20 protein-coding genes are annotated in these 23,132 nt (G+C 55.6%); 9 read left to right on the top strand and 11 right to left on the bottom strand.

From position 1 onward, the window contains the following. Positions 1 to 16 precede the first annotated feature (16 nt). The 3 genes from ABEH27_RS06430 (at position 17) to ABEH27_RS06420 (ending at position 2,556) form a co-directional block, all read left to right on the top strand. Positions 17 to 1,414 carry a hypothetical protein gene (locus ABEH27_RS06430; RefSeq protein ID WP_346612743.1) on the top strand — a complete coding sequence of 466 codons (1,398 nt, stop codon included), beginning with the start codon at positions 17 to 19 and terminating at the stop codon, positions 1,412 to 1,414. A 185-nt stretch (positions 1,415 to 1,599) separates the two neighbouring features. Further along, positions 1,600 to 2,142: a hypothetical protein gene (locus ABEH27_RS06425; RefSeq protein ID WP_049696546.1), complete on the top strand. Its 543-nt coding sequence runs from the start codon at positions 1,600 to 1,602 to the stop codon at positions 2,140 to 2,142. 285 nt (positions 2,143 to 2,427) lie between these two features. Next, positions 2,428 to 2,556 carry a hypothetical protein gene (locus ABEH27_RS06420; protein ID WP_003253468.1) on the top strand — a complete coding sequence of 43 codons (129 nt, stop codon included), beginning with the start codon at positions 2,428 to 2,430 and terminating at the stop codon, positions 2,554 to 2,556. Positions 2,557 to 2,688: 132 nt separating this feature from the next. Here the strand turns inward: ABEH27_RS06420 and ABEH27_RS06415 are convergent, their stop codons facing one another. Then, entirely contained in the window at positions 2,689 to 2,952 is a 264-nt protein-coding gene (locus tag ABEH27_RS06415; protein ID WP_346612742.1) for a hypothetical protein, read from the bottom strand. 205 nt (positions 2,953 to 3,157) lie between these two features. Continuing rightward, positions 3,158 to 4,081 (bottom strand): hypothetical protein, encoded by a 924-nt coding sequence (locus ABEH27_RS06410; RefSeq protein ID WP_346612741.1) that lies wholly within the window; start codon positions 4,079 to 4,081, stop codon positions 3,158 to 3,160. Positions 4,082 to 4,405: 324 nt separating this feature from the next. Between ABEH27_RS06410 and ABEH27_RS06405 the strand changes: the two genes are divergently transcribed. Continuing rightward, positions 4,406 to 4,717: a hypothetical protein gene (locus ABEH27_RS06405; RefSeq protein ID WP_346612740.1), complete on the top strand. Its 312-nt coding sequence runs from the start codon at positions 4,406 to 4,408 to the stop codon at positions 4,715 to 4,717. Positions 4,718 to 5,142: 425 nt separating this feature from the next. Here ABEH27_RS06405 and ABEH27_RS06400 read toward each other — a convergent pair whose 3' ends face one another. From ABEH27_RS06400 to dnaA, 9 genes are all read right to left on the bottom strand, one after another. Then, positions 5,143 to 5,502: a histone-like nucleoid-structuring protein, MvaT/MvaU family gene (locus tag ABEH27_RS06400; RefSeq protein WP_346612739.1), complete on the bottom strand. Its 360-nt coding sequence runs from the start codon at positions 5,500 to 5,502 to the stop codon at positions 5,143 to 5,145. 56 nt (positions 5,503 to 5,558) lie between these two features. Continuing rightward, on the bottom strand, positions 5,559 to 7,475 hold the full coding sequence (locus tag ABEH27_RS06395; protein ID WP_346612738.1) for a TniQ family protein: 1,917 nt from the start codon (positions 7,473 to 7,475) through the stop codon (positions 5,559 to 5,561). Between the two features lie 75 nt (positions 7,476 to 7,550). Continuing rightward, complete coding sequence (locus tag ABEH27_RS06390; RefSeq protein ID WP_181718135.1) at positions 7,551 to 8,510, bottom strand: TniB family NTP-binding protein; 960 nt, start codon at positions 8,508 to 8,510, stop codon at positions 7,551 to 7,553. Beyond that, positions 8,507 to 10,465 carry an integrase gene (locus ABEH27_RS06385; RefSeq protein ID WP_346612737.1) on the bottom strand — a complete coding sequence of 653 codons (1,959 nt, stop codon included), beginning with the start codon at positions 10,463 to 10,465 and terminating at the stop codon, positions 8,507 to 8,509. Before ABEH27_RS06385 ends, ABEH27_RS06390 begins: the two co-directional genes overlap by 4 nt. Further along, complete coding sequence (locus ABEH27_RS06380; protein WP_060515839.1) at positions 10,446 to 11,084, bottom strand: TnsA endonuclease N-terminal domain-containing protein; 639 nt, start codon at positions 11,082 to 11,084, stop codon at positions 10,446 to 10,448. The genes ABEH27_RS06385 and ABEH27_RS06380 overlap by 20 nt, the downstream gene beginning before the upstream one ends. Before the next feature lie 838 nt (positions 11,085 to 11,922). Continuing rightward, the gene (gene gyrB / locus ABEH27_RS06375) at positions 11,923 to 14,343 is read right to left on the bottom strand and encodes a DNA topoisomerase (ATP-hydrolyzing) subunit B (protein ID WP_346612736.1); all 2,421 of its coding nucleotides are present in this window, start codon (positions 14,341 to 14,343) and stop codon (positions 11,923 to 11,925) included. 4 nt (positions 14,344 to 14,347) lie between these two features. Beyond that, positions 14,348 to 15,451 carry a DNA replication/repair protein RecF gene (gene recF / locus ABEH27_RS06370; RefSeq protein ID WP_346612735.1) on the bottom strand — a complete coding sequence of 368 codons (1,104 nt, stop codon included), beginning with the start codon at positions 15,449 to 15,451 and terminating at the stop codon, positions 14,348 to 14,350. Positions 15,452 to 15,466: 15 nt separating this feature from the next. Continuing rightward, positions 15,467 to 16,570, bottom strand: coding sequence for a DNA polymerase III subunit beta (gene dnaN / locus ABEH27_RS06365; protein WP_346612734.1), 1,104 nt, complete (start codon positions 16,568 to 16,570; stop codon positions 15,467 to 15,469). 40 nt (positions 16,571 to 16,610) lie between these two features. After that, a complete protein-coding gene (gene dnaA, locus ABEH27_RS06360) occupies positions 16,611 to 18,146 on the bottom strand; it encodes a chromosomal replication initiator protein DnaA (RefSeq protein ID WP_346612733.1) in 1,536 nt (511 codons plus the stop codon). Positions 18,147 to 18,744: 598 nt separating this feature from the next. Between dnaA and rpmH the strand changes: the two genes are divergently transcribed. The 5 genes from rpmH to mnmE all read left to right on the top strand — a co-directional run bounded on the left by rpmH (position 18,745) and on the right by mnmE (position 22,677). After that, the gene (gene rpmH, locus ABEH27_RS06355; protein WP_003253163.1) at positions 18,745 to 18,879 is read left to right on the top strand and encodes a 50S ribosomal protein L34; all 135 of its coding nucleotides are present in this window, start codon (positions 18,745 to 18,747) and stop codon (positions 18,877 to 18,879) included. A 13-nt stretch (positions 18,880 to 18,892) separates the two neighbouring features. After that, positions 18,893 to 19,297: a ribonuclease P protein component gene (rnpA, locus tag ABEH27_RS06350; protein WP_346612860.1), complete on the top strand. Its 405-nt coding sequence runs from the start codon at positions 18,893 to 18,895 to the stop codon at positions 19,295 to 19,297. Beyond that, positions 19,290 to 19,535, top strand: a complete 246-nt coding sequence (yidD, locus tag ABEH27_RS06345) for a membrane protein insertion efficiency factor YidD (RefSeq protein WP_080516506.1) — start codon at positions 19,290 to 19,292, stop codon at positions 19,533 to 19,535. Before rnpA ends, yidD begins: the two co-directional genes overlap by 8 nt. A 2-nt stretch (positions 19,536 to 19,537) precedes the next feature. Further along, positions 19,538 to 21,220: a membrane protein insertase YidC gene (gene yidC, locus ABEH27_RS06340; protein WP_346612732.1), complete on the top strand. Its 1,683-nt coding sequence runs from the start codon at positions 19,538 to 19,540 to the stop codon at positions 21,218 to 21,220. A gap of 86 nt (positions 21,221 to 21,306) precedes the next feature. Further along, complete coding sequence (gene mnmE, locus ABEH27_RS06335; protein ID WP_346612731.1) at positions 21,307 to 22,677, top strand: tRNA uridine-5-carboxymethylaminomethyl(34) synthesis GTPase MnmE; 1,371 nt, start codon at positions 21,307 to 21,309, stop codon at positions 22,675 to 22,677. Positions 22,678 to 23,132: the final 455 nt, after the last annotated feature.

Raw genomic sequence — 23,132 nt, 5'->3', positions numbered from 1 at the left:
CTGCCGAGATCAGTGAATGAAAGAAATTGCTGCGCCGATGTTCGATCTAATCGCTTTGTCGCTTCCACGAGGGTTGGGGTTTGGGGACAGCCCGCCAGTAGGGGCATGGCTTAGTGAGGACGGACTTTCTTGTGCCGCTCTAACCCGAAATATCCAGTCCGGCAGCTTCGGAGTAGTCACCTTACGGCGTCGTGTCGATAGCGTGTGGGTGCTCCTCAGCCATGGTGAGTGCACCGCTCGCGAGTCCGAAGCCCGCGCCTCAATCAGCCATTTTCTCAATACCCAAGCCCATCCGCTTCCACTCCCCTCAGGCGAACGACGACGTGCTCCTCTAAGCAGAATGGGTAAGCGCACACCAAGCGTGGTGTTCAAATCACTATTTGATCCAAGCCGCCGTATTGGGGCGTGGGCGCTCAATCAACTGTATCTCGCACTGCCATCCCCAGACAGAAATTGGGTTCCCGATTGCCAGACTGAGAATTTTCACACCCGCCTTTGGGAGGCCCACCTATTAGCGATTTTTCGTGAGCAGGGACTCTTGGTCACCCAGCCTAAAGAATCACCCGATTTTCATATCGAGAATAGGCTGGGAGGTGAGGCCTGGGTTGAAGCAGTGACAGCCAACCCGGAAGAGCGGTATGAGCATTTTGGCGCCTCGCCGGTCCTCCCACCCGCTGACCGACATGAGCGCTTCTTTGGAGCGGCTGCAGAAAGGTTTGCGAGGACCATCCAAAACAAATTGGACAAGCGTTACGAATCCCTACCGCACGTGGAGGGTAAGCCGCTCATTCTGGCCTTAGCCGATTTCCATGCGCCCAGTTCAATGCTGTGGAGCAGGGAGTCACTCATCAGCTATCTCTATGGCTTTTCAGTTCACTCATCTGCGCATCGTGGAATGCAGCTGATAACTGTGGAGGAAGAGACATCTCTGCTATCAGGGCGCCCCAACGGCCTATTTACGCTAAGGGAAAATGCCCATCTTTCAGCGGTCATTTTCACCAATGCCTGCACAGTCCCAAAGCTCAGCCGAGTGCCGATTTCAGGTGGAGCTCATCTAGACGGGTACCGATACTTGCGGTTTGGTGAGTTTTTCGACCGTTCTCCAGGTGCATCACAAGGTATCCCATTTTTGTTGGATGTAGCGTCCAGCGATTACGGTCAGCTCTGGCCGCAGTATGGCTACGAGCCGTGGTCTGCTGAAGTGGAGGTCTTCCATAACCCTATGGCATTACATCCGGTGCCTAACGAGCTGATACCAGAAGTCACCCACTGGAGAGAAGTGAATGGAAGAGTCGAGTGCGAATCTTTCTATGATGTATCCATACTCCGATCCAGGACACTCGTCCTGAGTGCTAACGCTAAGGTTCCGTCACTTGATGAGTTACTGACAGCAGCCAGTCCTCCCGAGCTCTGACGGCGACGGGGTGGACGCATCTTTGCCACGCAGGTAGATGAGGATTACTCAGCAAGCTACCAGTAAGGGAAGGACATGACCCCCTGCGCAATCCACAACCGTTGAAGCGTCACCTCTCTTCGGGTAAAAGGGTGACCTTCTTACAACGTTACAACAGTGTCATCCCCGAAAACATAGGAAGAGAAATGTCGACCCAAGGACTAAACCGATTCATCGGACGCAAGATTCACGCCGTTATAATGATGGCCCCACTAAAGCGGGAAATGATACGCCTCGGCATATGCACCGTCATGGCACTTGTTCTTAATGTGATCTTGTATACCGGGGTTGAAATAGACGGTACCATCAAGCCGTGGGCAGAAACGCCGATAAAACTATTCGCATCATCGATGTTATTCGCCTTCATGATTAAGGCTTTTCTGCCACTTCTTGGGTGGACAATTCTGAAAGCAGTTCTACTGAGTGCGAATAATGCTTTCAGCGGTATCCTAAGTTTTTTGGGAAACCAGTTCACAGGGGTCATGTACTGCACTGGAATCATCCTGGGATCTGTCACGATTAAGCAGTATATGATTTCTGGGGTCTTAGATTCAGAAATGGTTTCCCTGTCCGCAATCGTATTTTCTTCCGGGATTTTATATTTCTATGTGCTGCAATGCGCCATTCAAAAAACAATGAGTCCAGCTCTGCGTACACCAGCTGTACCGCGTTCAACCACCAGGCTGTGACTATTCCGCCTCCGGCGCTCAGTAGGCGCTCGATCTGCTGAACTCTTACCTGTTTCACACCGTGCTCGGCATGATGAACGTTCAGACGTCTTCGTATCGCTCAGCGCTGGATTTCACAGCCCCTTGCAAGCCCTTGGCCGGAGGCTCTTATTCTGGCCTCTGAATGTTCGTTGTGGACCGGATCATCGGCCAGGCGGTTCTGCACCAGCCTGCTTTGACAGCTGAGAGAAGCTGGACTATTTACATAGCTGCATTCAACAACCCAAGCGGAAAAGGAAGTTTTGCATGAGCATCAAACCAGGCCCAAAGCGCACCAATGAAGATGGCACTCCGGACAAAAGGCAGCGAGTCACCCCTGAAAAGCAGAAGGACCATCCGGACCTGAAACCCCACAAGCACAAAAAGGGGGAGTAAGAAAAAAGCAGCTCTCGGGAGCTGCTTTTTTTGGGCTGTGTGCAAACCCTCCCGACCGTCTCGCTGATCAATCGGACCGCGTCGTGAGTCTTCCGCTTGGCTTGATGGATTCTGAAGCTACCTCCGGATCGGTTATCCCTTCAGTGCGGACGACGAGACTGATATCCCAGAGCGTTGAGCTGATACTCGCTGACAGCCCGAAATTGTGATTCTGCGATCAATGACAGCCTGGTACAGCGAATCTGCCAATAGGTGAAGACGCTGTACTTCAAGGTCTGGCAATCCAGCATCCTCCGCTTCGTGGGCCTGTCGGATAGCTTCAAGCGCTTGTCTCATCAGTGGCTCACCAGCCTCGACCATTCCAATGAATGTGCGCTTCACAACATTTTGCTCCATTCAGCTCAAGATGAATTATAGGACACCGCGGCGTTGCAAGGCCCCGAGCAGCACAGGTGTTCGACACCCGGCAGAACGAATCAATGAGGAGCGCGCTGGCCTGGGGAGTGGCCAGGGCGCGTGTCGTAGCTACGTTGTAAACCACTTTTTTTCACTGTAAACCACTGTGGTTTACAGTGAAAAAAGTGGTTTACAGCAGGCCTCCTCAGGCTTGAGTCAGCTCCAGCAGATCGCCCAGTTCCTCCCGGGCCATCTTCACTCTATCCATTCTGCGATAAGGATGATCAACCGGCATCCGGATAAGGGATTCGAACCAAGCCGAATCGAATTTGATGACTTCCTTGTGAATGTGCTCAAGCTCACCTCTGCGAGGCTGTGACACCACAAACTCCATGCTTTCGACCAAGCCGGACACTTCACTGTCTTTGACGATTCGATGGCGGATGAAACTCATTTTGAGATCAAAATATGCCGCCTTCGAACCAGGCACCTTCTTCGATTCCAGCCGACCAGCGCTGCTGATTTCCGCCCCCGGCACCTCAGCGGCAATAGCTTTCACCAGCTCAGCATTTCCACTGACCTTCTGGCCAAACAGGCGGGTGGCGTCCGACATGTAAGCAAAGATCCATGGCACATTGCGAAGCGTCGCGCCGGTATAGAGGTAGCCACGCTCTCCCTTGTAACGCTGCAGCATGCCTCTCAACGCGTTCTCGGAAAGGACCAGTTGGGTCTCTTTCTCCAGGATGTAAACCACGCGATCGAACTGTTCGATCAATAGCTTGAGAATCTTCCGCGGGACGCCGTCAAACCTGGTTTTTCGTTCTGTTTTCTTGTGCTGGCGAGGCTGGAAGTACGGGCAATCGTTACGGGCCTCACTATCAAATGGAGCGATGCCGCTAATGCTCTTAGTAGCATGTTTCCCGAATGGGTTCTTCACGTTAGGCGGTAGCTCATACAGCCCAACCAGCTGGACAGGGTTGTCGCATGCCGGGCATACAGCAAACTGAGCTAGCTTGCCCGCACTCCCAGGCTGGTACCACGGATCTCTGCGGAAGGTCTCGGCCTCGAAACCTTCCTTGTCGATGATCTTGCTTTCTGTGTCTTCGATGCGGAGCTTATAGACATCCATCTTTGCTGAAACCGTATCAATAGAGGGTCTCTGGATGGTAACGAGCGAGGATAGGCAGCAGTAGGCCTAACTGACCCTTTTGGTGGTCACCCACTGGTTTGAAGCCCGCCCAAAGCATGCCTGACCGACCTGCGCGGGCCCTAAAGGCCAGATCACTTTGATCTGAGTAGCCATTGGCATGGAAGTGACCACTACATTCCATGATCATGACCGGTAAAGAACGGCTATGGATTCACACAATGGAGACTACAATGGCAAGCCTACGCTCCGTCCTGGAGGTAGCATGCTGAACGCGAAAGTCAGAGGCGCTTGTAGGAGTCAGCGATGAAAATAACCGGAAGAGTCGAAGTCGAGACCGTTATAGACGTCGTGTGCGATGTATGCCGTTGCTCCACCCGCTTGGATACTGGCGGGAATCAGTTCGGCGCCCTACAAGCACACTGGGGCTATGGTACTGCCCATGATGGGGAGCGCTATGAACTGCACCTGTGTGAGGATTGCTTCTTCCAAACATTGGCTTACCTCAAGCAGGAGCGGCGGACTCAAAATCTGTTCAGCGAGGATGGCCAGGATTTCATCGATGATCTTGGTCTGGTCGCAAAGGATGATTATTTCGGTGACGCCGGGAGCCGATAGCTTCGTTGACGCATGAAAATCCTGACGACAAAGGTGATCGCGCCCGCTTGAAGATACACAGACACCATCTCCCTTAATGCTGGAGTTCGGAAGGTGACTTGACCGGACGCTTACAGATCACTCAGCTACGCAGCGCTTTGGGATGCGCAGCTTGACACAGTGATTAGTCGAATCGACGGGTCAGTAAGAGGGGGAGTGATCCAGTGAAGCACGAGCGCAGTCAGGAGGCTCGCGATGGTGTTCACTGAGATTGAAACGAGAGCGTTACGCATTTTGGAGTCTATTTTTTGAAGTGGACCTCTATTTAATGCGCATAAACTGTGTGTCACCACCACCCGCAGAAAATTTCGTCACGCCCCAGAATGGGAATTCGCATTCGGGGCGCACCACGATTTATGTCGTGCCAGAAGCCGCCTGCAGTGCAATCAGTTGGCGAGCCAAGACTCGACTACCTCAGCGCCATACTCGTTTTTCCAGGCCTTGAGCGTACGCTGATTACCACCCTTGGTCTCAACAACCTCACCGCTGTGTGGATTCTTGTACACCTTCACTTCGCGCGGTTTCCGAGAGGTTTTTGGGGCCATATCAGCGGAAGCCACCGCTTGCGGATCGAGGATCATCACCACTTGGCGCAGACCGTAGCCGTACTCGTTGAGCAGGGCGCGAAGCTTCTTTTCGAATTCCATTTCCTGCTTCAAGGAAGAGTCATTTTTTAGCGCTTCCAGCTCGGCCAGTTGGGCTGCGAGCTGTTGTTCGAGTAAGCGAAATTCAGCGAGACGGGACATTGGATTCTCCAGATGATGTTCGGTGATTTTAGCAACCAAAAAAGAGAGCTTGCTAACTATCTTGATCCCACATGCTTGAATCGGCTATCGCGAGGCTGAGCGATCGGCGTGGATAAAAGGGTGGTGGCATCTGGGTCGTCGCTCTGCATCGCCTCACCCATTAGGCATTCAATCAGTTTTTTGCTTCTCACCCATACGTACTGCCGGCATGCTGCATTTGGTATGGATGGTCCCGCAACCGGGCGAAACCTAGCCTCCCAAAGGAGTTTGAACGCTTCCTTGGTCGACGTTCCCAGGTACACAGCGATCTCCGGTCCCAAAATATAGCCTCGCCTGAATCTTTCGATCGCTTGGGGCTTAACCACCAGTTGCGTACGCCTGCCGTGTTCGACGTTGGTACTCCAAAGCAGGCCAAGCCGAACAAACGCATAAGCGCATTCTTCTTTGACACCTAATAACGTAGCTGCTTTGACCACCGATAAACCGGGTAGGGTTAAGCCCTTGCCCCCTGTTCGGGCTTGTTGCCACGATGCAAACTCTTGCGGCTTGAGTAACCACGCCCCCACACCAACCGGGCCAGACTCGGCCTGTCGGTAGGCACGAAGTTCACCTGCGCGGATTGCTTGAACCAATTCGACCAACCCACCACCCTTGGGCAGCGAATGCTTGGCCAAGTAGTTGATCGTCACCAGACTTTGGTCAGTGCTGGTGGACAGCTTATCTTCAATCAGTTCGTTGACCGAGCGGCAGTCAATGAGCCACCTTTCGCCTGGGCGCGGTTCTCCTCCAAAGAACTGGAGGGTACCGCCAGCCAGCAGCTGCCTAACCCGCTTGTGACAGAGGCTTAGCAAATTCACGGTTTGTTTCATATCAACCGCGCCCTGGAGCTGCTGCGAAATCGACTTCAACTGATCCAGGTCCACGACCGTAAAGACACGACCTTCAGGGGCCTTTTCCCTATAGGCGATTTGTCCCTGCTGATGAAGGCGTTTTACGACTGATACCCCGAGACCACAAGCTTCAGCAGCAGAAGCGAAGGACACCCAACGATGTCTCTCAATCGTCTCCTCACTCAAATTGCGATTTCGCTTCGCTAACGGTGCTTCCCACGCATGCTGCAGAAATGATTCGAACTCTCGACGAAGAAAGTCAAAACAAGGGTCATCCAGATCACGGTGGATGTCGTGGTATATCGGTCCGAACGACCTGCTGAGCGTCCAATTGCCGCTATCGGAATGGACTTCCTTGAGGCCACTCAGCAGTTCTCTGAATGCGAGAGGCCAGTTCATGAGAACCACGCCCGCAGCGTTTGCCATATGCCGCGATATCTCTAGCGAACCCGAATCAGCGACCTTCAGCGGCTGGATTCTTTCCGTAGGCAAACTTCTGACAGCGAGACGCGATGACAACTCGTGAAACTGATCGTAGGTGAGGGCAGCCAATCCCGCGTCAGCTGGCAACGAGTCGGCGTAAAACCTATCTTCAAAGCCAGAGGTGAGCCAGGCGGCTGTATCACTCGCCGGTGCGATCTCAAAATTGCTCCCACTCAATGAGGTGCCACACGCTTGGCAACTATTCGCACTCATTGCGCTTGGATCGGTTTCCTTCAGACAGTTGGGGCACCGCCCGTGGAGTTCAGTGCCGTGGACAGAACATGTCGTAACCAGGGTCAAGCCCCAGCTTTCTCTCCAATAACCGGCTTCGCCCAAACAGATCGGACAGTAACGAGCGTGATGAGTCGTCCATAGCTTGACCCCTTTAGGCTTAGGATCACGAAACTCAGCAGCTACGATTGGCCAACTCAAAGGTCCCTCGATCTGCTGCAGCCAGTCCGCAACCTCGGTCTCGCCTGCTCGTGCAAAAGCTGTGAGCAGTTCCTTTCTGGGTAATCCGTTGGCTTTCGCCAGGCGCTGCAGGTACCCCAAAAGACTTTCGTCGTGGTGTGGTCGTGGGTTGATTAAAAGACCAAACATTCCTACACATCCATGAAATCGAAGACATAAAAATCAGGGGAGTAGAGCCGGGCCGATAAGCCCGGCCCTTGGCCGTCAGGTATTGCTCTCTTCGAACGTTTCAAACGGCTCCCGCTTCCCGAACAGAGGCTGGAAATTGAAGCTCGCACTGAAGGGGTTTCGTTCCTCGGTGGCGCAGCTCCAAACCTCGTCCTCAAAAGCCTGGGCAAGTACCGGAAGTTCAATCCCGGCAAGGTCCTGGACTTGAACCAGCCAAACAGCCCTGTCCACAATCTTTATGAGGTAGTCGATCAATCCATAGGAAGCCAGGTAGAAGCGTTTAATCATCGCTGGCTCTACAAAACTGATGGTTTGAACAGGCAGTTCGCCCTCGATTGCCTGCAACAACATCACGAAATGAAGAGACGTATTAGCGGAGAAGGTGAAGCGATCGTATGCCACCGTGGCCGAAAACCTGCGTCGCAGTTGCTCGTTTGCTAGCAGGAGATTTTCGGTGCGCTTCAGCCCAATCAGAACAAACGCGATATTGGTTTCATTCATCAGACTCTTGATCCAGTCTGCTGCCTCATACGCACCGTTACGACGATAATCGACCAGGTGCTGCGCCTCATCGAGGACCAACATCTCCACGCCAAGGTTCTTCAGCAGCAGGACTACACGTGCAAATTTAACCTCAGCCGAATGTCCTCGTGCCTCAGCGAAGGGGTCCTTCAACTCCGCCAAAATGGCTGCTGCCAGGTTCTTCTTCGTAGGTGACGAAGGCATCTCAACGAACAGAACTGCCCGCTTCTGTGGGTCATGGCTCTCCGATTCCTCCAGTGACCGAATGTACTCCTTGACCAATGTGCTCTTGCCCACACCGCTTGGACCTTGGATCAGCAACCCTTTACTTGCTCTGGTACGCCGACTATCGCCGTGGATATCGCCTAGTCGCGTCAACGCTCGCTCGACTTGAGGGCTGTGAATAAAACGATCGCGGAGCGTAAAGCTGTATTCACCATGCTCATAGCACTCAGAAAGATCGATGGCGTTCATGGCTTAGAACTCCCAGCAGGGCGACGAACCGAAACCTTGAAGGCTGCTGGCGGAATGTTAGGAATAGAGTCACCGGTCCATTCCACTTCAGCGAGTACCTTGGGTGGAGGCGTGCTTTCGGTCACTCGACCCTCCTTGTCAATTTTCGCTATGGCAGCTGCGCGCCGTTTTCTGAGCGTCTGCGAACGGCGGGCCTCGTCTGCATCCTCCATAATTTCCTGGTAGCACCTGTGCGTAGCCTCGAAGCTAGGCTGCTCATTGTATTTTTCTCGAAGCGCTTTCTCGGCAGCCTTCCACACCTCCCTGCTCTTACCGGCCATTCGCTCATCTTTGGCGGGCACTTTGAAGAACAAGTTTCTGAAGCGGTCGTGAACCCAGACGTGCCCGGCTTCGTCTCGATAGCGGACGTTTACCTTTTCCCCGTCTGCCAAACGCATACGGAGTTCAGCAAGTTCCGTAGAGTGGTAGCCCACTTTGGCTACCTCGATGCCGTAATGGTGAACCTTCACCGAGGCCCGCTTGGCCAGAATGCACTCCAACGAATCCAGGTCGACGGGAAGGCTAATGACATGGTTCGCCTCGCTAGTCCCCCAGACTTGAGCCGGTGTTCTGTTGTCCAGCCCCCGATGAGGAGTCTGGTGGTAACCATCGACGATCCATTTCACTACCACCGCTTCCAATTGAGGGAGCGTGAAGCATGCATTCTTCTCCGAGTCGTAATCGCCACGCTGCTGGATATTCGAGAAGGTGGTACCCGGGAGGTTGTGGATAAGCCCCAGGTTCTGTGTGCTGAAAAAGCGTTCGACGGCACCTTTCCTTTGAGGGGCCCTGGAAGCGGGATACATGATCTCGATACCCAACTCGTTGAACCCCATGATGAGATCACCCGCGTGAAATTCCGCCGCGTTGTCTGGGACGATGCGAGCCGGCAGCCCACGTGCCCACCATTCATTTCTCACTTTAGGAAAACGCTTCAGCAGTTCGGTCTTTGGACGGATTGAGCGTTCGATCACACGAAGCACGGTTTCCGTATTTGGCGCCGACAGGTGAAGCAGATATCCCATCACCATACGAGAGAAGCGGTCCAGGACGATCGTCAGATAGGGGCGCCCAATACACAACCCCGAGGTTTCATCCACAAGCTGTACGTCCAAGAGCGTGTGATCAATCTCCCACCGTTCCAGAATCTCATGGACACGTAGGACACCCGCCGCAACGCGGTGCTTTTTGTCTGCTGCGTATTTTCCAAGCCTCTCCTTATCCACAAGGTACGGATCCAGCTTGGCGATGTACCTTCGGACAGTCATTCCGCTTGGGATCTTGAGCTGATCCGAGGGCAAACGACTTTTGTTCCTCTCTTTAATCTGATCCTCGAACTCTGAAACGACCACGCTGACCGCAGGAATCGTGTCTTGCAGGTAGGTCTCATTGATCACCCCTTCAAGAATTGCTTCAAGCTCACCCTTGATCGCGGGAGCCCGGCCCTTTTTGGCATGCTGAGGGATGAGCTTTACTACGTTCTGGCCAATGTATTTAGAGGCCCAGCGTCGAATGGTGGAAACCGAGGGTACGCATGCATCCCCAATCTTTTTGGCGATATCTCTAAGTGTCTTGATCATGTCTTCGTCACCCGGCAGCTTGTATTTACCGCGCTTAGTTAAGTCGTCCAGATACTTGCGTCGGCGCAATGCTTCATCCCCATGTTTTTTGGGGAAGCATGAGATGTCTGGAGGGATGTTCCGTACATACGGAACCTTCCCGAGATAAGGCTGATCAGCGGAGATCTCGATCTCGCGCTTCTCGTAGGCCTCATAGAACTCCTTCTCGGATAGCTTCGTGGGCTCACCAAGCTCATCGAAAAAGAGCAGCTTCCGGTCGATAAGCCTCTTCTCAAGCACCATCAGTACGCCACGAACGATGACGACCAATTTCACCCTAAGGGAAAAGGTTTGCATGACGGTGCCCCCCCTGCAGGAAGACCGGGGAGTCAGTGTCAATTGACCTATCAAGGTCAATGCCCACCACCCCAAGGCCTAACAAGCGCCAGGCTTTCCTCTCACCAACCACGCAGAGCAAATCTGCAACGGTCATAGGCGGCCATTTGTTGAAGGCCACCATTACCTCCTCCAACGCCTGATGCGAAAGCTCTGGACCGCGCCGGTGATACATCAGCCTTCGAAGATTGGTAGCCAGGGGCTCAGCTTCAATTAACCTTTCAGTGACCACCGAAAAGTTACGAGCGGTGGCGCTGAAGTAGCGCTCAGCGGCATCCAGTCGCTGCCTGACACTGGCTATCTTCAGTCGGTCGTGAGGTTTCACTTCAAACCACCACTCGCGCCCATCCGCGAGGAAAACCTGTACGTCCGGGTAGTATTTGAAATAGCCCTGGAGCGATGGAATACGCTCCTCACTGGGCTGCGGGACGTAGCCGATGACCGCAGGAGACAGCTCAAGAAGCCGATAAAACGCGCCTTCGAGCTGGGACTCCCAGGGCATAGGCTTTTTATTTTTGAGCGATGGGAAGTAGCCGCGGTAATGGTTGGACCGCCGCGTGACCACCTTTCGTACTGTCATGAAACACCTCCGAAAATCTCGAAACGAGCGCCGACGCTGCGCCAAAAAATCAAGGCGCAGGGCGGGCGAAGTGAGGCCTTTCGACAGGCAACACTGTGCCGTCGAGTAGCCTCGCTAAGGTCGAAAAGATGGGAGAGGATTGACAGTCGCTTCGAAAAAGCAGACATTGCGGGTTCTCAGGACGCAAGTCTGCTTTGCTAAGCGCGGTCAGTCCTCTCGGGATTGATCGCGTTTTTCTACATTTTCAGGTCTCCTTTTCTGCTCATTAAGTCATGACACTCATGACTGATCAGAATCTCAAGCAACCGGTTTACTCTCTTTATTTCTAAACGATCACATCGTGGTCGCCGGCCCGGTTTGGATCTGGTCTTAGGTTCTCGCTTCAACCAGTTGATTCGACTAGAGATCCGCATAGCGAAGCGGAAAAAGTTGGTCATAGATCTTATTCCAACATCTCTTCGAAATCCACAAAAAGTCTGAATGGCCAATTACGGATAAAAGATGACTCAATGCCAAGTTATATAAATTAATACATAACAAGTATGTGTATTTCACTCTTAACTTGTTCACTTATTAATTCTTAAATACGCGTTGTTCCCTCTACACCTCAAATCCGCCCGATGAGCTTTTCAGATTTTTCGGTCTGCCATCAGATCACTTCCTCAACGTCTTCCTTCTACATTTCTGGAAGGAGAGGAGAGGGCGCCTCGGCAGGAATTTCAGGCAAAAAAAAAGCCCGCAAAGGCGGGCTTGATGGTGACCAGCTGGGACCAGGCATGGAGCCCGGCCGGTCAACTATTTGTGAAACCGTGCAGCTATTCTGTGAACCTACACCGAATCAGAAGTCCAGGTTCGATACCGACAGGGCGTTGCTTTCGATGAACTCGCGACGTGGCTCGACCGCATCACCCATCAGGGTGTTGAAGATCTGGTCCGCGGCGATCGCATCTTCGATGGTGACCTTGAGCATGCGGCGCACGGTTGGGTCCATCGTGGTTTCCCACAGCTGGTCCGGGTTCATCTCACCCAGCCCCTTGTATCGCTGGATGGTGTGACGCTTGGTGGTCTCGTTCATCAGCCAATCGAGGCCTTCCTTGAACTCGACAATCGCCTTGCGACGCTCACCGCGCTGCACGTAGGCACCTTCACCCAGCAGGCTAGCCAGCTTGGAGCCGATGTTGACCACAGTGCGGTAGTCATTACTGCCGAAGAAGTCGCGGTTGAAGGTGATGTAGCTGGCCAGGCCGTGGGAGGTGATTTCCACTTCCGGCAGCCACACATTTCGTTCCTTGTCTTCGCGCAGCGTAGCCTTGTACGCCAGGCCAGACTTCTGGCTGTTGTTAAGGCGTTCTTGCAGCTTAGCCAACCAGCTCTCCATGACAGCGTGGTCGCCCAGCTGCTCCAGGGTGACTTCCGGCAGATAGATGAAGTGCTCGGTCAGCTCTTCCGGGTACAGGCGCGACAAACGCTTGAGCGTCTTCATCACGCTACGGAATTCGTTGACCAACGCTTCCAGTTGTACACCGGAAACGGCTGGCGCCGATTCGTCCAGGTGCAGGCTGGCATCTTCGAGGGCCGATTGGGTCATGTATTCTTCCATGGCCTCGTCGTCCTTGATGTACTGCTCCTGCTTGCCTTTCTTCACCTTGTACAGCGGTGGCTGCGCAATGTAGATGTAGCCACGCTCGACCAGCTCAGGCAGCTGACGGAAGAAGAAGGTCAGCAACAAGGTACGAATGTGCGAACCGTCAACGTCAGCATCGGTCATGATGATGATGTTGTGATAGCGCAGCTTGTCGATGTTGTACTCTTCGCGACCGATGCCACAGCCCAGCGCAGTGATCAGCGTGCCCACTTCCTGGGACGAGATCATCTTGTCGAAACGCGCTTTCTCGACGTTGAGGATCTTGCCCTTCAGCGGCAGGATTGCCTGGGTACGACGGTTACGGCCTTGCTTGGCCGAACCACCTGCGGAGTCACCCTCCACCAGGTACAGTTCGGAAAGGGCAGGGTCCTTCTCCTGGCAGTCCGCCAGTTTGCCCGGCAGGCCAGCGATGTCCAGCGCACCTTTACGGCGCGTCATTTCACGAGCCTTGCGCGCGGCTTCACGGGCGCGGGCCGCGTCGATCATCTTGCCGACAACCGCTTTGGCTTCGTTCGGGTTTTCCAGCAGGAAGTCGGAGAAGTACTTGTTCATCTCCTGTTCCACGGCGGTTTTCACCTCCGAGGAGACCAGCTTGTCCTTGGTCTGCGAGCTGAACTTAGGGTCCGGAACCTTGACCGAAATAATCGCGGTCAGGCCTTCACGGGCATCGTCACCGGTGGTGGCGACCTTGTTTTTCTTCGCCAGGCCTTCCTGCTCGATGTAGCTGTTCAAGCTACGGGTCAGCGAGGAACGGAAACCGACCAGGTGGGTACCACCATCGCGCTGCGGGATGTTGTTGGTGAAGCACAGTAGGTTTTCGTTGAAGCTGTCGTTCCACTGCAGGGCGACTTCAACACCCACGCCATCATCACGCTGCACATTGAAGTGGAACACCTGGGAGTTGACCGGAGTCTTGTTGGTGTTCAGGTACTCAACGAACGCACGCAGGCCGCCTTCATATTTGAAGTACTCTTCCTTACCCGAGCGCTCGTCCTTCAGCAGAATACCCACGCCAGAGTTCAGGAACGACAGTTCACGAATACGCTTGGCCAGGATGTCCCAGCTGAAGTGAATGTTCTTGAAGGTTTCAGCCGACGGCTTGAAGTGGATGTGAGTACCGGTGGTTTCGCTTTCGCCCACAATGGCCATAGGCGCCTGTGGAACACCGTGTACGTAAGTCTGTTCCCAGATCTTGCCACTACGGCGAACGGTGAGTACCAGCTTCTCGGAAAGGGCGTTTACAACCGAAACACCTACACCGTGCAGACCGCCGGAAACCTTGTAGGAGTTGTCGTCGAACTTACCGCCAGCGTGCAGCACGGTCATGATGACCTCGGCTGCGGAAACGCCTTCTTCTTTATGCACGTCGACCGGAATGCCGCGACCGTTGTCGCGCACACTGATGGATTCATCCGTGTGGATGATGACGGTGATGTCATCGCAGTGCCCCGCGAGGGCTTCGTCGATCGAGTTGTCGACCACCTCGAAGACCATGTGGTGCAGGCCGCTACCGTCATCGGTGTCGCCAATGTACATGCCGGGACGCTTGCGCACGGCATCCAAACCTTTCAGCACCTTAATGCTGGAGGAGTCGTACGTTTGATTTTCGCTCATGCCTTCACTCCCGATGGTCGTGGGTCTGGGTGATACAGCCTTGTTCCACGTGGAACAAAGCAACTGGCGTTTCCGTCTGCCAGCCTTCCCTCAGTAATTCGTGATCTACACAGGTGATGAACACCTGGCAGCGTAATTCTTCTAGCAAGCGGCACAGCGCACGGCGATGCTGATCGTCCAATTCGGACGGCAAGTCATCCACCAGATAAATACAGTGTCCGCGGCGGGCCTGGCTAACGAGGTGACCTTGGGCAATGCGCAATGCACAAACCACCAACTTTTGCTGACCACGCGACAAGATGTCGGCTGCGTTGTTGGCAGCCAGACGAAGACGTAGATCAGCACGCTGCGGACCGGCCTGGGTATGGCCCATCTGCTGATCGCGAAGAAGAGAAGAGGCGAGTACTTCGTTGAGTTCCCGGTCCTTGTCCCAGCCTCGGTAGTAGCTAAGGGTCAACCCGTCCAGCTCGACCAGTTCGCTCAGGGTTTGCTCGAAGACGGGCTTCAAGGCCTTGATATAGTTGCGACGGTATTCATCTATTTCGGCACTGGCGAGGCACAATTCCCGGTCCCAGGCCGCTTGCGAAGCTGGGTCAAGTGTACCATGCCGCAACCATGAGTTCCGCTGCCGCAGCGCCTTCTGCAGCCGTTGCCAGGCCGGCATAAAGCGGGGTTCCACGTGGAACACTCCCCAATCCAGAAACTGCCGCCGGATCTTCGGCGCACCTTCCAGTAAGCGGAAACTGTCTGGGTTGATCAACTGTAGCGGCAAAAGCTCAGCCAGCTGAGCGGCGCTCTTGGCGTTCTGCCCGTCTATACGGATAGTGAAATCGCCCGCCCGCTCACGCGATACGCCCAGGTTGGTAGTGCCGCCTTCGGCCAACTGCACTTCGCCAAAAACGGTGCACGCCGCTTGCTCGTACTGAATGACGGGGTTCAGGCGAGTGCTGCGAAACGACCTGGCCAGCCCAAGCAAGTGGATCGCTTCAAGCACACTCGTTTTGCCGCTGCCGTTGGCGCCGTAGAGGATATTGATGCGCGGGGAGGGTGAGAGGGTCACCGGGTGCAGATTGCGCACCGCGGTGACCATGATACGTCTAAGGGACATTAGGCCTGCTACGTGTTACAGACGCATCGGCATGACAACGTAGGACGAGTCGTCATTGCCCGCTTCCTGCAACAGCGCACTGCTGTTGGAGTCGGACAGAATCAGACGCACCTGTTCTGTAGTCATCACACCCAATACGTCCAGCAGGTAGCTGACGTTGAAGCCGATCTCTAGCGAGGTGCCTTCATAGTCCACGCTGATCTCTTCTTCTGCTTCTTCCTGCTCAGGGTTGTTGGCCTGAATCTTCAGCTGACCTGCGGCCAACTGCAGGCGGATACCGCGGTACTTCTCGTTAGACAAGATCGCGGTGCGGCTGAACGCTTCACGCAGCGCCTGACGGTCGCCGATGACCAGCTTGTCACCGCCCTTGGGCAGTACTCGCTCGTAATCCGGGAACTTGCCGTCCACCAGTTTCGAGGTGAAGGTGAATTCGCCAGTGGTCGCACGGATGTGGTGCTGACCCAGGACGATGCTGACCATGCCTTCTGGGTCGGTTAGCAGGCGCGCCAGCTCGAGGATACCTTTACGCGGCACGATAACCTGGTGGCGCTCATCCTGCTCGATGGCTGCGCTCATGGAGCACAGCGCGAGGCGGTGACCGTCAGTGGAGACTGCGCGCAGGGTATTGCGAGATACCTCGAGCAGCATGCCGTTGAGGTAGTAACGCACGTCCTGTTGAGCCATGGCGAAACTGGTGCGCTCGATCAGGCGACGCAGCTTGCTCTGCTCCAGGTTGCAAGTGAGCGAACCTGGGCCTTCTTCCACCGTCGGAAAGTCGTTGGCAGGCAGGGTCGACAGGGTGAAACGGCTACGGCCGGCCTTGACCAACAGCTTCTGCTCGTCGACCTTGATATCGATCAGAACGTCGTTCGGCAGGCTCTTGCAGATGTCCATCAGCTTGCGCGCCGGGACAGTGATTTCGCCGGGCTCTGCCGGCTCTTCCAGTTGCACGCGGCCTACCAGTTCGACTTCCAGGTCGGTACCGGTCAACGACAACTGCTGGCCTTGCACGACCAGCAGTACGTTGGACAGGACCGGCAAGGTCTGACGGCGCTCGACGACACCGGCGACCAGTTGCAGGGGTTTCAACAGGGCTTCGCGTTGAATGGTGAAATGCATGGTCTAGTCCCTTGCCTTCAATTAGCTGCGCTGACGGCCATCAGGTAGTCAGCGTGCGCAGCAGGTTCTTGTAGTCCTCGCGGATGTCCGCGTCGGATTCTTTCAGTTCGTTGATCTTGCGGCAGGCGTGTAGCACGGTGGTGTGGTCACGGCCGCCAAACATGTCGCCGATCTCCGGCAGACTGTGGTTTGTCAGCTCCTTGGACAACGCCATGGCAACCTGACGCGGGCGGGCGACCGAGCGCGAACGGCGCTTGGACAACAGATCGGAGATCTTGATCTTGTAGTACTCAGCGACAGTGCGCTGAATGTTATCCACACTCACCAGCTTGTCTTGCAGCGCCAGCAAGTCCTTCAGCGATTCACGAATCAGCTCGATGGTGATGTCGCGGCCCATGAAGTGCGAGTGGGCGATAACCCGCTTCAATGCGCCTTCAAGCTCACGCACGTTGGAGCGAATACGCTGGGCGATGAAGAACGCCGCATCGTGCGGCAGCTCGACCTTGGCCTGGTCGGCCTTCTTCATCAGGATCGCCACGCGGGTTTCCAGCTCCGGCGGCTCCACGGCCACCGTCAAACCCCAGCCGAAACGTGACTTCAGGCGCTCTTCCAGGCCTTCGATCTCTTTCGGATAGCGGTCGCTGGTAAGAATCACCTGCTGACCACCTTCAAGCAGCGCGTTGAAGGTGTGGAAAAACTCCTCCTGCGAACGCTCCTTGCGGGCGAAGAACTGGATGTCGTCGATCAGCAACGCATCGACCGAACGGTAGAAGCGTTTGAATTCATTGATCGCGTTGAGCTGCAAGGCCTTGACCATGTCGGCGACGAAACGCTCGGAATGCAGGTAGACCACCTTGGCATTCGGGTTCTTCTTCAACAGATGGTTACCCACAGCGTGCATCAGGTGCGTCTTGCCCAGGCCTACACCGCCATACAGGAACAGCGGGTTGTAACCGTGCTTGGGGTTGTCGGCAACCTGCCAGGCAGCAGCCCGGGCCAGCTGGTTCGACTTACCTTCGACGAACGTTTCGAAGGTGAAGGTGCGGTTCAGGTAGCTGGTGTGCTTGAGCGCACCTTCTACCTGCACGTTGCGCTGTTCGGTGCGACCCGATGCGACGGGTGCCGGAGCGCTATCGGCCATCGAGTCATAAGTGTCGCGCGAAGACGGCTCGGCCGAGTCGTTGGCCATCACGGGCTCGGCCACCGGCGACGACACTGGGCCAGCCACCGCCAAGACGGGTGCGGCTGCAGGTTGCGCAGGATTCTGCGCCAGAGAAGCAGCTACCGCCGCGCTGACCGGTGCATTAGGTGCAGCGCGCGGGGCGGAGCTGCGACGGCTGCCTATTAACAAGGAAAGGGCAGGCGCAATGCCGGTCCCGTTCTCACCCAACAGTTCGAGCAGACGGCCGAGGTACTTTTCATTCACCCAATCGAGAACGAAACGGTTAGGCGCATACACGCGCAACTCGTCGCCTTCGGCTTCGACCTGTAGTGGACGGATCCAGGTGTTGAATTGCTGGGCAGGCAGTTCATCGCGCAGAAGCTCCACGCACTGCTGCCAAAGTTCCACTGACACGGATATCCCCTGAGTTTGAAAGCCGGATGAGGCAAAAACAAACCGCCATTGTACCGGTCGAGCGACCAGTTATCCACATGTGGAAACATTCAGAGCCATGACAAAACAGCCATTTAGCGACCAAAAAGACACTTCGGCACTGTGAATAAGCTCTGTGGATAACCGTACCTGAGGGCTATGCACAACCCTGGGTCGAGCCCTGTTGATAACTCGCCTGTGGATAATGACCCTTTTCATCCACAGGCTATGCTCAGCCGTGACACAAGCGCAGCACCGGTTGTGGACAACGTTTCAAAACTCTGTACAGCCCGTGATCCATGGCCTCTAGCGGTTTATCCACAGAAACTTATCCACTTAAGATTTATAAGTTATTCAGAAAAGCTTTTTATATGTCTCTTCTTTTTTTTCATTTTGTCGTCCGTCTGCCTGCTCGATCATGCTCCGCCCCGACGAACGTTGGAAGGGGGTGAGCCACGGCACCATCCATAAGGAAAGGCTGGTTGGAAATTGACCTATTGGCTTGCTTTCTCTAGAATCGCCGATCTCTTAAAAAGGGGGCCATTCCGGCCCGTTGTCGACAAACCCAGGTAACAACGCCATGAAACGTACTTTCCAACCAAGCACCATCAAGCGCGCTCGCACCCACGGCTTCCGTGCCCGTATGGCTACCAAGAACGGCCGCGCTGTTCTGTCGCGTCGTCGTGCCAAAGGCCGTAAGCGTCTGGCCATTTGATTTTTCGGCACAGGTGGTGAGTCAGGACTTCAGTCGGGAAAAGCGACTGCTTACACCCCGGCATTTCAAAGCGGTCTTCGACTCCCCAACCGGCAAGGTTCCAGGGAAAAACCTGCTGATCCTTGCCCGCGAGAACGGTCTCGATCACCCACGCCTCGGCTTGGTGATCGGCAAGAAGAGCGTCAAGCTCGCTGTTCAACGCAATCGCCTCAAGCGCTTGATGCGCGATTCCTTCCGTCTGCACCAGCACATGCTGGCTGGCCTGGACATAGTGATCGTCGCGCGCAAGGGATTGGGTGAGATAGAAAACCCGGAATTGCACCAACACTTTGGCAAGCTCTGGAAACGCCTGGCGCGCAGCCGGCCCACTCCAGCGGCAGACGCCAATTCCGCAGGGGTAGACAGTCAAAATGCGTAAACTGGCCCTCGTTCCGATCCAGTTTTACCGTTACGCCATCAGTCCTCTGATGGCCAGCCACTGTCGTTTCTACCCCAGTTGCTCCTGTTATGCGTTAGAAGCCATTGAAACTCATGGCCTCTTGCGTGGCGGGTGGCTAACCGTTCGTCGCCTGGGGCGTTGTCATCCGTGGAACGACGGTGGTTTCGATCCCGTTCCCCCCGCGCCTTCCTCCCGAACTTCTTCGATAGCCGAGTAATCATGGATATTAAACGCACGATCCTGATCGCCGCCCTGGCAATCGTGTCCTACGTCATGGTCCTGAAGTGGAACGATGACTACGGCCAGGCTGCCCTGCCGACTCAGAATACTGCTGCCAGCACAGTTGCTCCGGGCCTGCCCGATGGCGTACCTGCCGCAAACAACGGCGCCAGCGCCGATGTACCGAGCGCCAACGGCGAGGCGAGCCCTGCCGAACTGGCACCCGTTGCACTCAGCAAGGATCTGATCCGGGTCAAGACCGATGTGCTGGAACTGGCTATCGACCCAGTCGGCGGTGACATCGTCCAGCTGAACCTGCCGAAGTACCCACGCCGTCAGGACCATCCGGACATTCCGTTCCAGCTGTTCGACAACGGTGGCGAGCGTGTGTACCTGGCCCAGAGCGGCCTGACCGGCGCCAATGGCCCGGATGCCCGTTCTACCGGCCGTCCGCTCTATGCAGCCGAGCAGAAGTCCTACCAGCTGGCCAACGGCCAGGAACAACTGGTAGTCGACCTGAAGTTCAGCGACAACGGCGTCAACTACATCAAGCGCTTCAGCTTCAAGCGCGGTGAGTACGACCTGAACGTCAGCTACCTGATCGACAACCAGAGCGGCCAGGCCTGGAGCGGCAACATGTTTGCCCAGCTCAAGCGTGACGCCAGCGGCGATCCATCTTCGAGCACTGCAACCGGTACTGCCACGTACCTGGGCGCTGCCCTGTGGACAGCTGGCGAGCCGTACAAGAAAGTGTCGATGAAGGACATCGACAAAGGTAGTTTGAAAGAAAATGTGTCCGGCGGCTGGGTTGCCTGGCTGCAGCACTACTTCGTGACTGCGTGGATCCCTGCCAAGTCCGACAACAACGTTGTTCAGACGCGCAAGGACAGCCAGGGCAACTACATCATCGGCTACACCGGCCCAGCCATCAGCGTACCTGCTGGCGGTAAGGTCGAAACCAGCGCGATGCTGTACGCCGGTCCGAAAATTCAGTCCAAGCTCAAGGAGTTGTCCCCAGGCCTGGAACTGACCGTCGACTACGGCTTCCTGTGGTTCATCGCCCAGCCGATCTTCTGGCTGCTGCAACATATCCACAGCCTGTTGGGTAACTGGGGCTGGTCGATCATCGTCCTGACCATGCTCATCAAGGGCCTGTTCTTCCCGCTGTCGGCTGCCAGCTACCGCTCGATGGCGCGTATGCGTGCCGTTGCGCCGAAGCTTGCTGCGCTGAAGGAACGCTTCGGTGACGATCGCCAGAAGATGTCCCAGGCGATGATGGAGCTGTACAAGAAAGAGAAGATCAACCCGCTGGGTGGCTGCCTGCCGATCCTGGTTCAGATGCCGGTATTCCTGGCCCTGTACTGGGTACTGCTGGAAAGCGTAGAGATGCGCCAAGCCCCATGGATGCTGTGGATCACCGACCTGTCGATCAAGGATCCGTTCTTCATCCTGCCGATCATCATGGGCGCGACCATGTTCATCCAGCAGCGCCTGAACCCGACGCCGCCGGATCCGATGCAGGCCAAGGTGATGAAAATGATGCCAATCATCTTCACCTTCTTCTTCCTGTGGTTCCCGGCTGGCCTGGTGCTGTACTGGGTTGTGAACAACTGCCTGTCGATTTCGCAGCAGTGGTACATCACCCGCCGTATCGAAGCAGCGACCAAAAAAGCTGCTGCTTGACGGGCTACTGCGCTAGCCTGTGAATAAAAACGCCCCCTCGGGGGCGTTTTTGCTATCTGTCGTTTTTGTCGTAGAGGCTTTCGAGCATGAACACTGTGCGTGAAACCATCGCTGCCATCGCTACTGCCCAAGGCCGTGGAGGCGTGGGCATCGTCAGGCTGTCCGGGCCACTAGCAGCCCAGGCTGGCCAGCTCATTACCGGCCGCACGCTGACGCCGCGCCATGCCCATTACGGCCCGTTCCGCGACGAGGAAGGGCTGGTGCTGGATGAGGGCATTGCGCTGTTCTTCCCTGGGCCGAACTCGTTCACCGGCGAAGACGTGCTCGAGTTGCAAGGGCACGGCGGCCCGGTGGTGCTGGACATGCTGCTGCAGCGTTGCGTACAGGTCGGCTGCCGGCTGGCGCGCCCCGGCGAGTTCAGCGAGCGGGCATTCCTCAACGACAAGCTCGACCTGGCCCAGGCCGAAGCCATCGCCGACCTGATCGAGGCCAGCTCCAGCCAGGCGGCGCGCAATGCCCTGCGCTCGCTCCAGGGCGAATTTTCCAAACGTGTGCACAGCCTTACCGAAGCGCTGATCGCTTTACGTATCTACGTCGAGGCGGCCATCGACTTCCCTGAGGAAGAAATCGATTTCCTCGCCGATGGCCATGTCCTGTCGATGCTCGATACCGTGCGCGCCGAGTTGTCCACAGTGCAGCGTGAAGCCGGGCAGGGTGCATTGCTGCGCGACGGCATGACAGTCGTGATTGCCGGCAGGCCCAATGCCGGCAAGTCGAGCTTGCTCAACACCCTCGCCGGGCGTGAGGCGGCTATCGTCACCGACATCGCCGGCACCACTCGGGACATTCTGCGTGAACATATCCACATCGACGGCATGCCGCTGCATGTGGTCGATACAGCGGGCTTGCGCGACACCGACGACCATGTGGAAAAGATTGGTGTAGAACGCGCGCTCAAGGCCATTGGCGAGGCCGATCGGGTGTTGCTGGTGGTCGACTCCACCGCGCCGGAAGCCTGCGACCCGTTCGCCTTGTGGCCTGAGTTTCTGGACCAGCGGCCCGAGCCGGGCAAGGTCACGCTGATACGTAACAAGGCTGATCTCAGTGGCGAGCAGGTGGGGCTTGAGCAGTGCGACGACGGCCACGTGACGATCACTTTGAGCGCCAAGGGCGACGACCAGGGGCTGCAGTTGCTGCGCGATCACCTGAAGGCGTGCATGGGCTATGAACAGACCGCCGAGAGCGGCTTTAGCGCCCGTCGCAGGCACCTGGATGCCCTGCATCAGGCCAGCACTCACCTGGAACACGGCCGTGCGCAATTGACCCTGGCCGGTGCTGGAGAGCTGCTGGCCGAGGACCTGCGGCAGGCACAACAAGCGCTTGCCGAGATCACTGGGGCGTTCAGTTCCGATGACCTGCTAGGGCGGATCTTCTCCAGTTTCTGCATCGGCAAATAGTTTTTTTCGCCGAACCATCCACAGCCGCTCCCTACGGAGCGGCTTTTTTTTGCCTGAAATTCGAGTAATCCAGAAACCTGACCCGTACCTGGGCAAGAAAATTTCCAGCGAAGACCGCAAATCTACGCTCTGAGCCCTGTGGAAAACTCACCATAGGCTCAGTTGATAACCCTGCTTTTTTCATGAGGACAAAACCGCCTGTGGGTAAATAGGCATTTCATCCACAGGCTAAATCGGCTTATCCAGAGCCCTCAGGGCACTCCAGGCACAGGGTTTAATTTTGCTGTACACAGCGAATATATTGGGCTACAGAACCTTATCCACAGAACATGACGTGCATAAGAATAAACATAAAAACAAAGCTTTTTAAATTTCTTCTCTCTGATTTCTGTTGTCTGCCACTCATCCACAGCCTGGTCAAAATTTGCCCATAAGGTTTCTTTAGAGGGGGTGAA

The organism is Pseudomonas sp. P39-UII1 (assembly GCF_039672635.1).
GTDB lineage: Bacteria > Pseudomonadota > Gammaproteobacteria > Pseudomonadales > Pseudomonadaceae > Aquipseudomonas.
Note: the sequence above shows the minus strand (reverse complement) of the source record. Positions and strands in the feature narration are given on the sequence as shown.

Excerpts from the sequence above, each read along its gene's own strand:
- ABEH27_RS06430 (WP_346612743.1), top strand. The coding sequence starts at position 17 with ATGAAAGAAATTGCTGCGCCGATGTTCGATCTAATCGCTTTGTCGCTT.
- ABEH27_RS06425 (WP_049696546.1), top strand. The coding sequence starts at position 1,600 with ATGTCGACCCAAGGACTAAACCGATTCATCGGACGCAAGATTCACGCC.
- ABEH27_RS06420 (WP_003253468.1), top strand. The coding sequence starts at position 2,428 with ATGAGCATCAAACCAGGCCCAAAGCGCACCAATGAAGATGGCACTCCG.
- ABEH27_RS06415 (WP_346612742.1), bottom strand. The coding sequence starts at position 2,952 with ATGGAGCAAAATGTTGTGAAGCGCACATTCATTGGAATGGTCGAGGCT.
- ABEH27_RS06410 (WP_346612741.1), bottom strand. The coding sequence starts at position 4,081 with ATGGATGTCTATAAGCTCCGCATCGAAGACACAGAAAGCAAGATCATC.
- ABEH27_RS06405 (WP_346612740.1), top strand. The coding sequence starts at position 4,406 with ATGAAAATAACCGGAAGAGTCGAAGTCGAGACCGTTATAGACGTCGTG.
- ABEH27_RS06400 (WP_346612739.1), bottom strand. The coding sequence starts at position 5,502 with ATGTCCCGTCTCGCTGAATTTCGCTTACTCGAACAACAGCTCGCAGCC.
- ABEH27_RS06395 (WP_346612738.1), bottom strand. The coding sequence starts at position 7,475 with ATGTTTGGTCTTTTAATCAACCCACGACCACACCACGACGAAAGTCTT.
- ABEH27_RS06390 (WP_181718135.1), bottom strand. The coding sequence starts at position 8,510 with ATGAACGCCATCGATCTTTCTGAGTGCTATGAGCATGGTGAATACAGC.
- ABEH27_RS06385 (WP_346612737.1), bottom strand. The coding sequence starts at position 10,465 with ATGCAAACCTTTTCCCTTAGGGTGAAATTGGTCGTCATCGTTCGTGGC.
- ABEH27_RS06380 (WP_060515839.1), bottom strand. The coding sequence starts at position 11,084 with ATGACAGTACGAAAGGTGGTCACGCGGCGGTCCAACCATTACCGCGGC.
- gyrB (WP_346612736.1), bottom strand. The coding sequence starts at position 14,343 with ATGAGCGAAAATCAAACGTACGACTCCTCCAGCATTAAGGTGCTGAAA.
- recF (WP_346612735.1), bottom strand. The coding sequence starts at position 15,451 with ATGTCCCTTAGACGTATCATGGTCACCGCGGTGCGCAATCTGCACCCG.
- dnaN (WP_346612734.1), bottom strand. The coding sequence starts at position 16,570 with ATGCATTTCACCATTCAACGCGAAGCCCTGTTGAAACCCCTGCAACTG.
- rpmH (WP_003253163.1), top strand. The coding sequence starts at position 18,745 with ATGAAACGTACTTTCCAACCAAGCACCATCAAGCGCGCTCGCACCCAC.
- yidD (WP_080516506.1), top strand. The coding sequence starts at position 19,290 with ATGCGTAAACTGGCCCTCGTTCCGATCCAGTTTTACCGTTACGCCATC.
- yidC (WP_346612732.1), top strand. The coding sequence starts at position 19,538 with ATGGATATTAAACGCACGATCCTGATCGCCGCCCTGGCAATCGTGTCC.
- mnmE (WP_346612731.1), top strand. The coding sequence starts at position 21,307 with ATGAACACTGTGCGTGAAACCATCGCTGCCATCGCTACTGCCCAAGGC.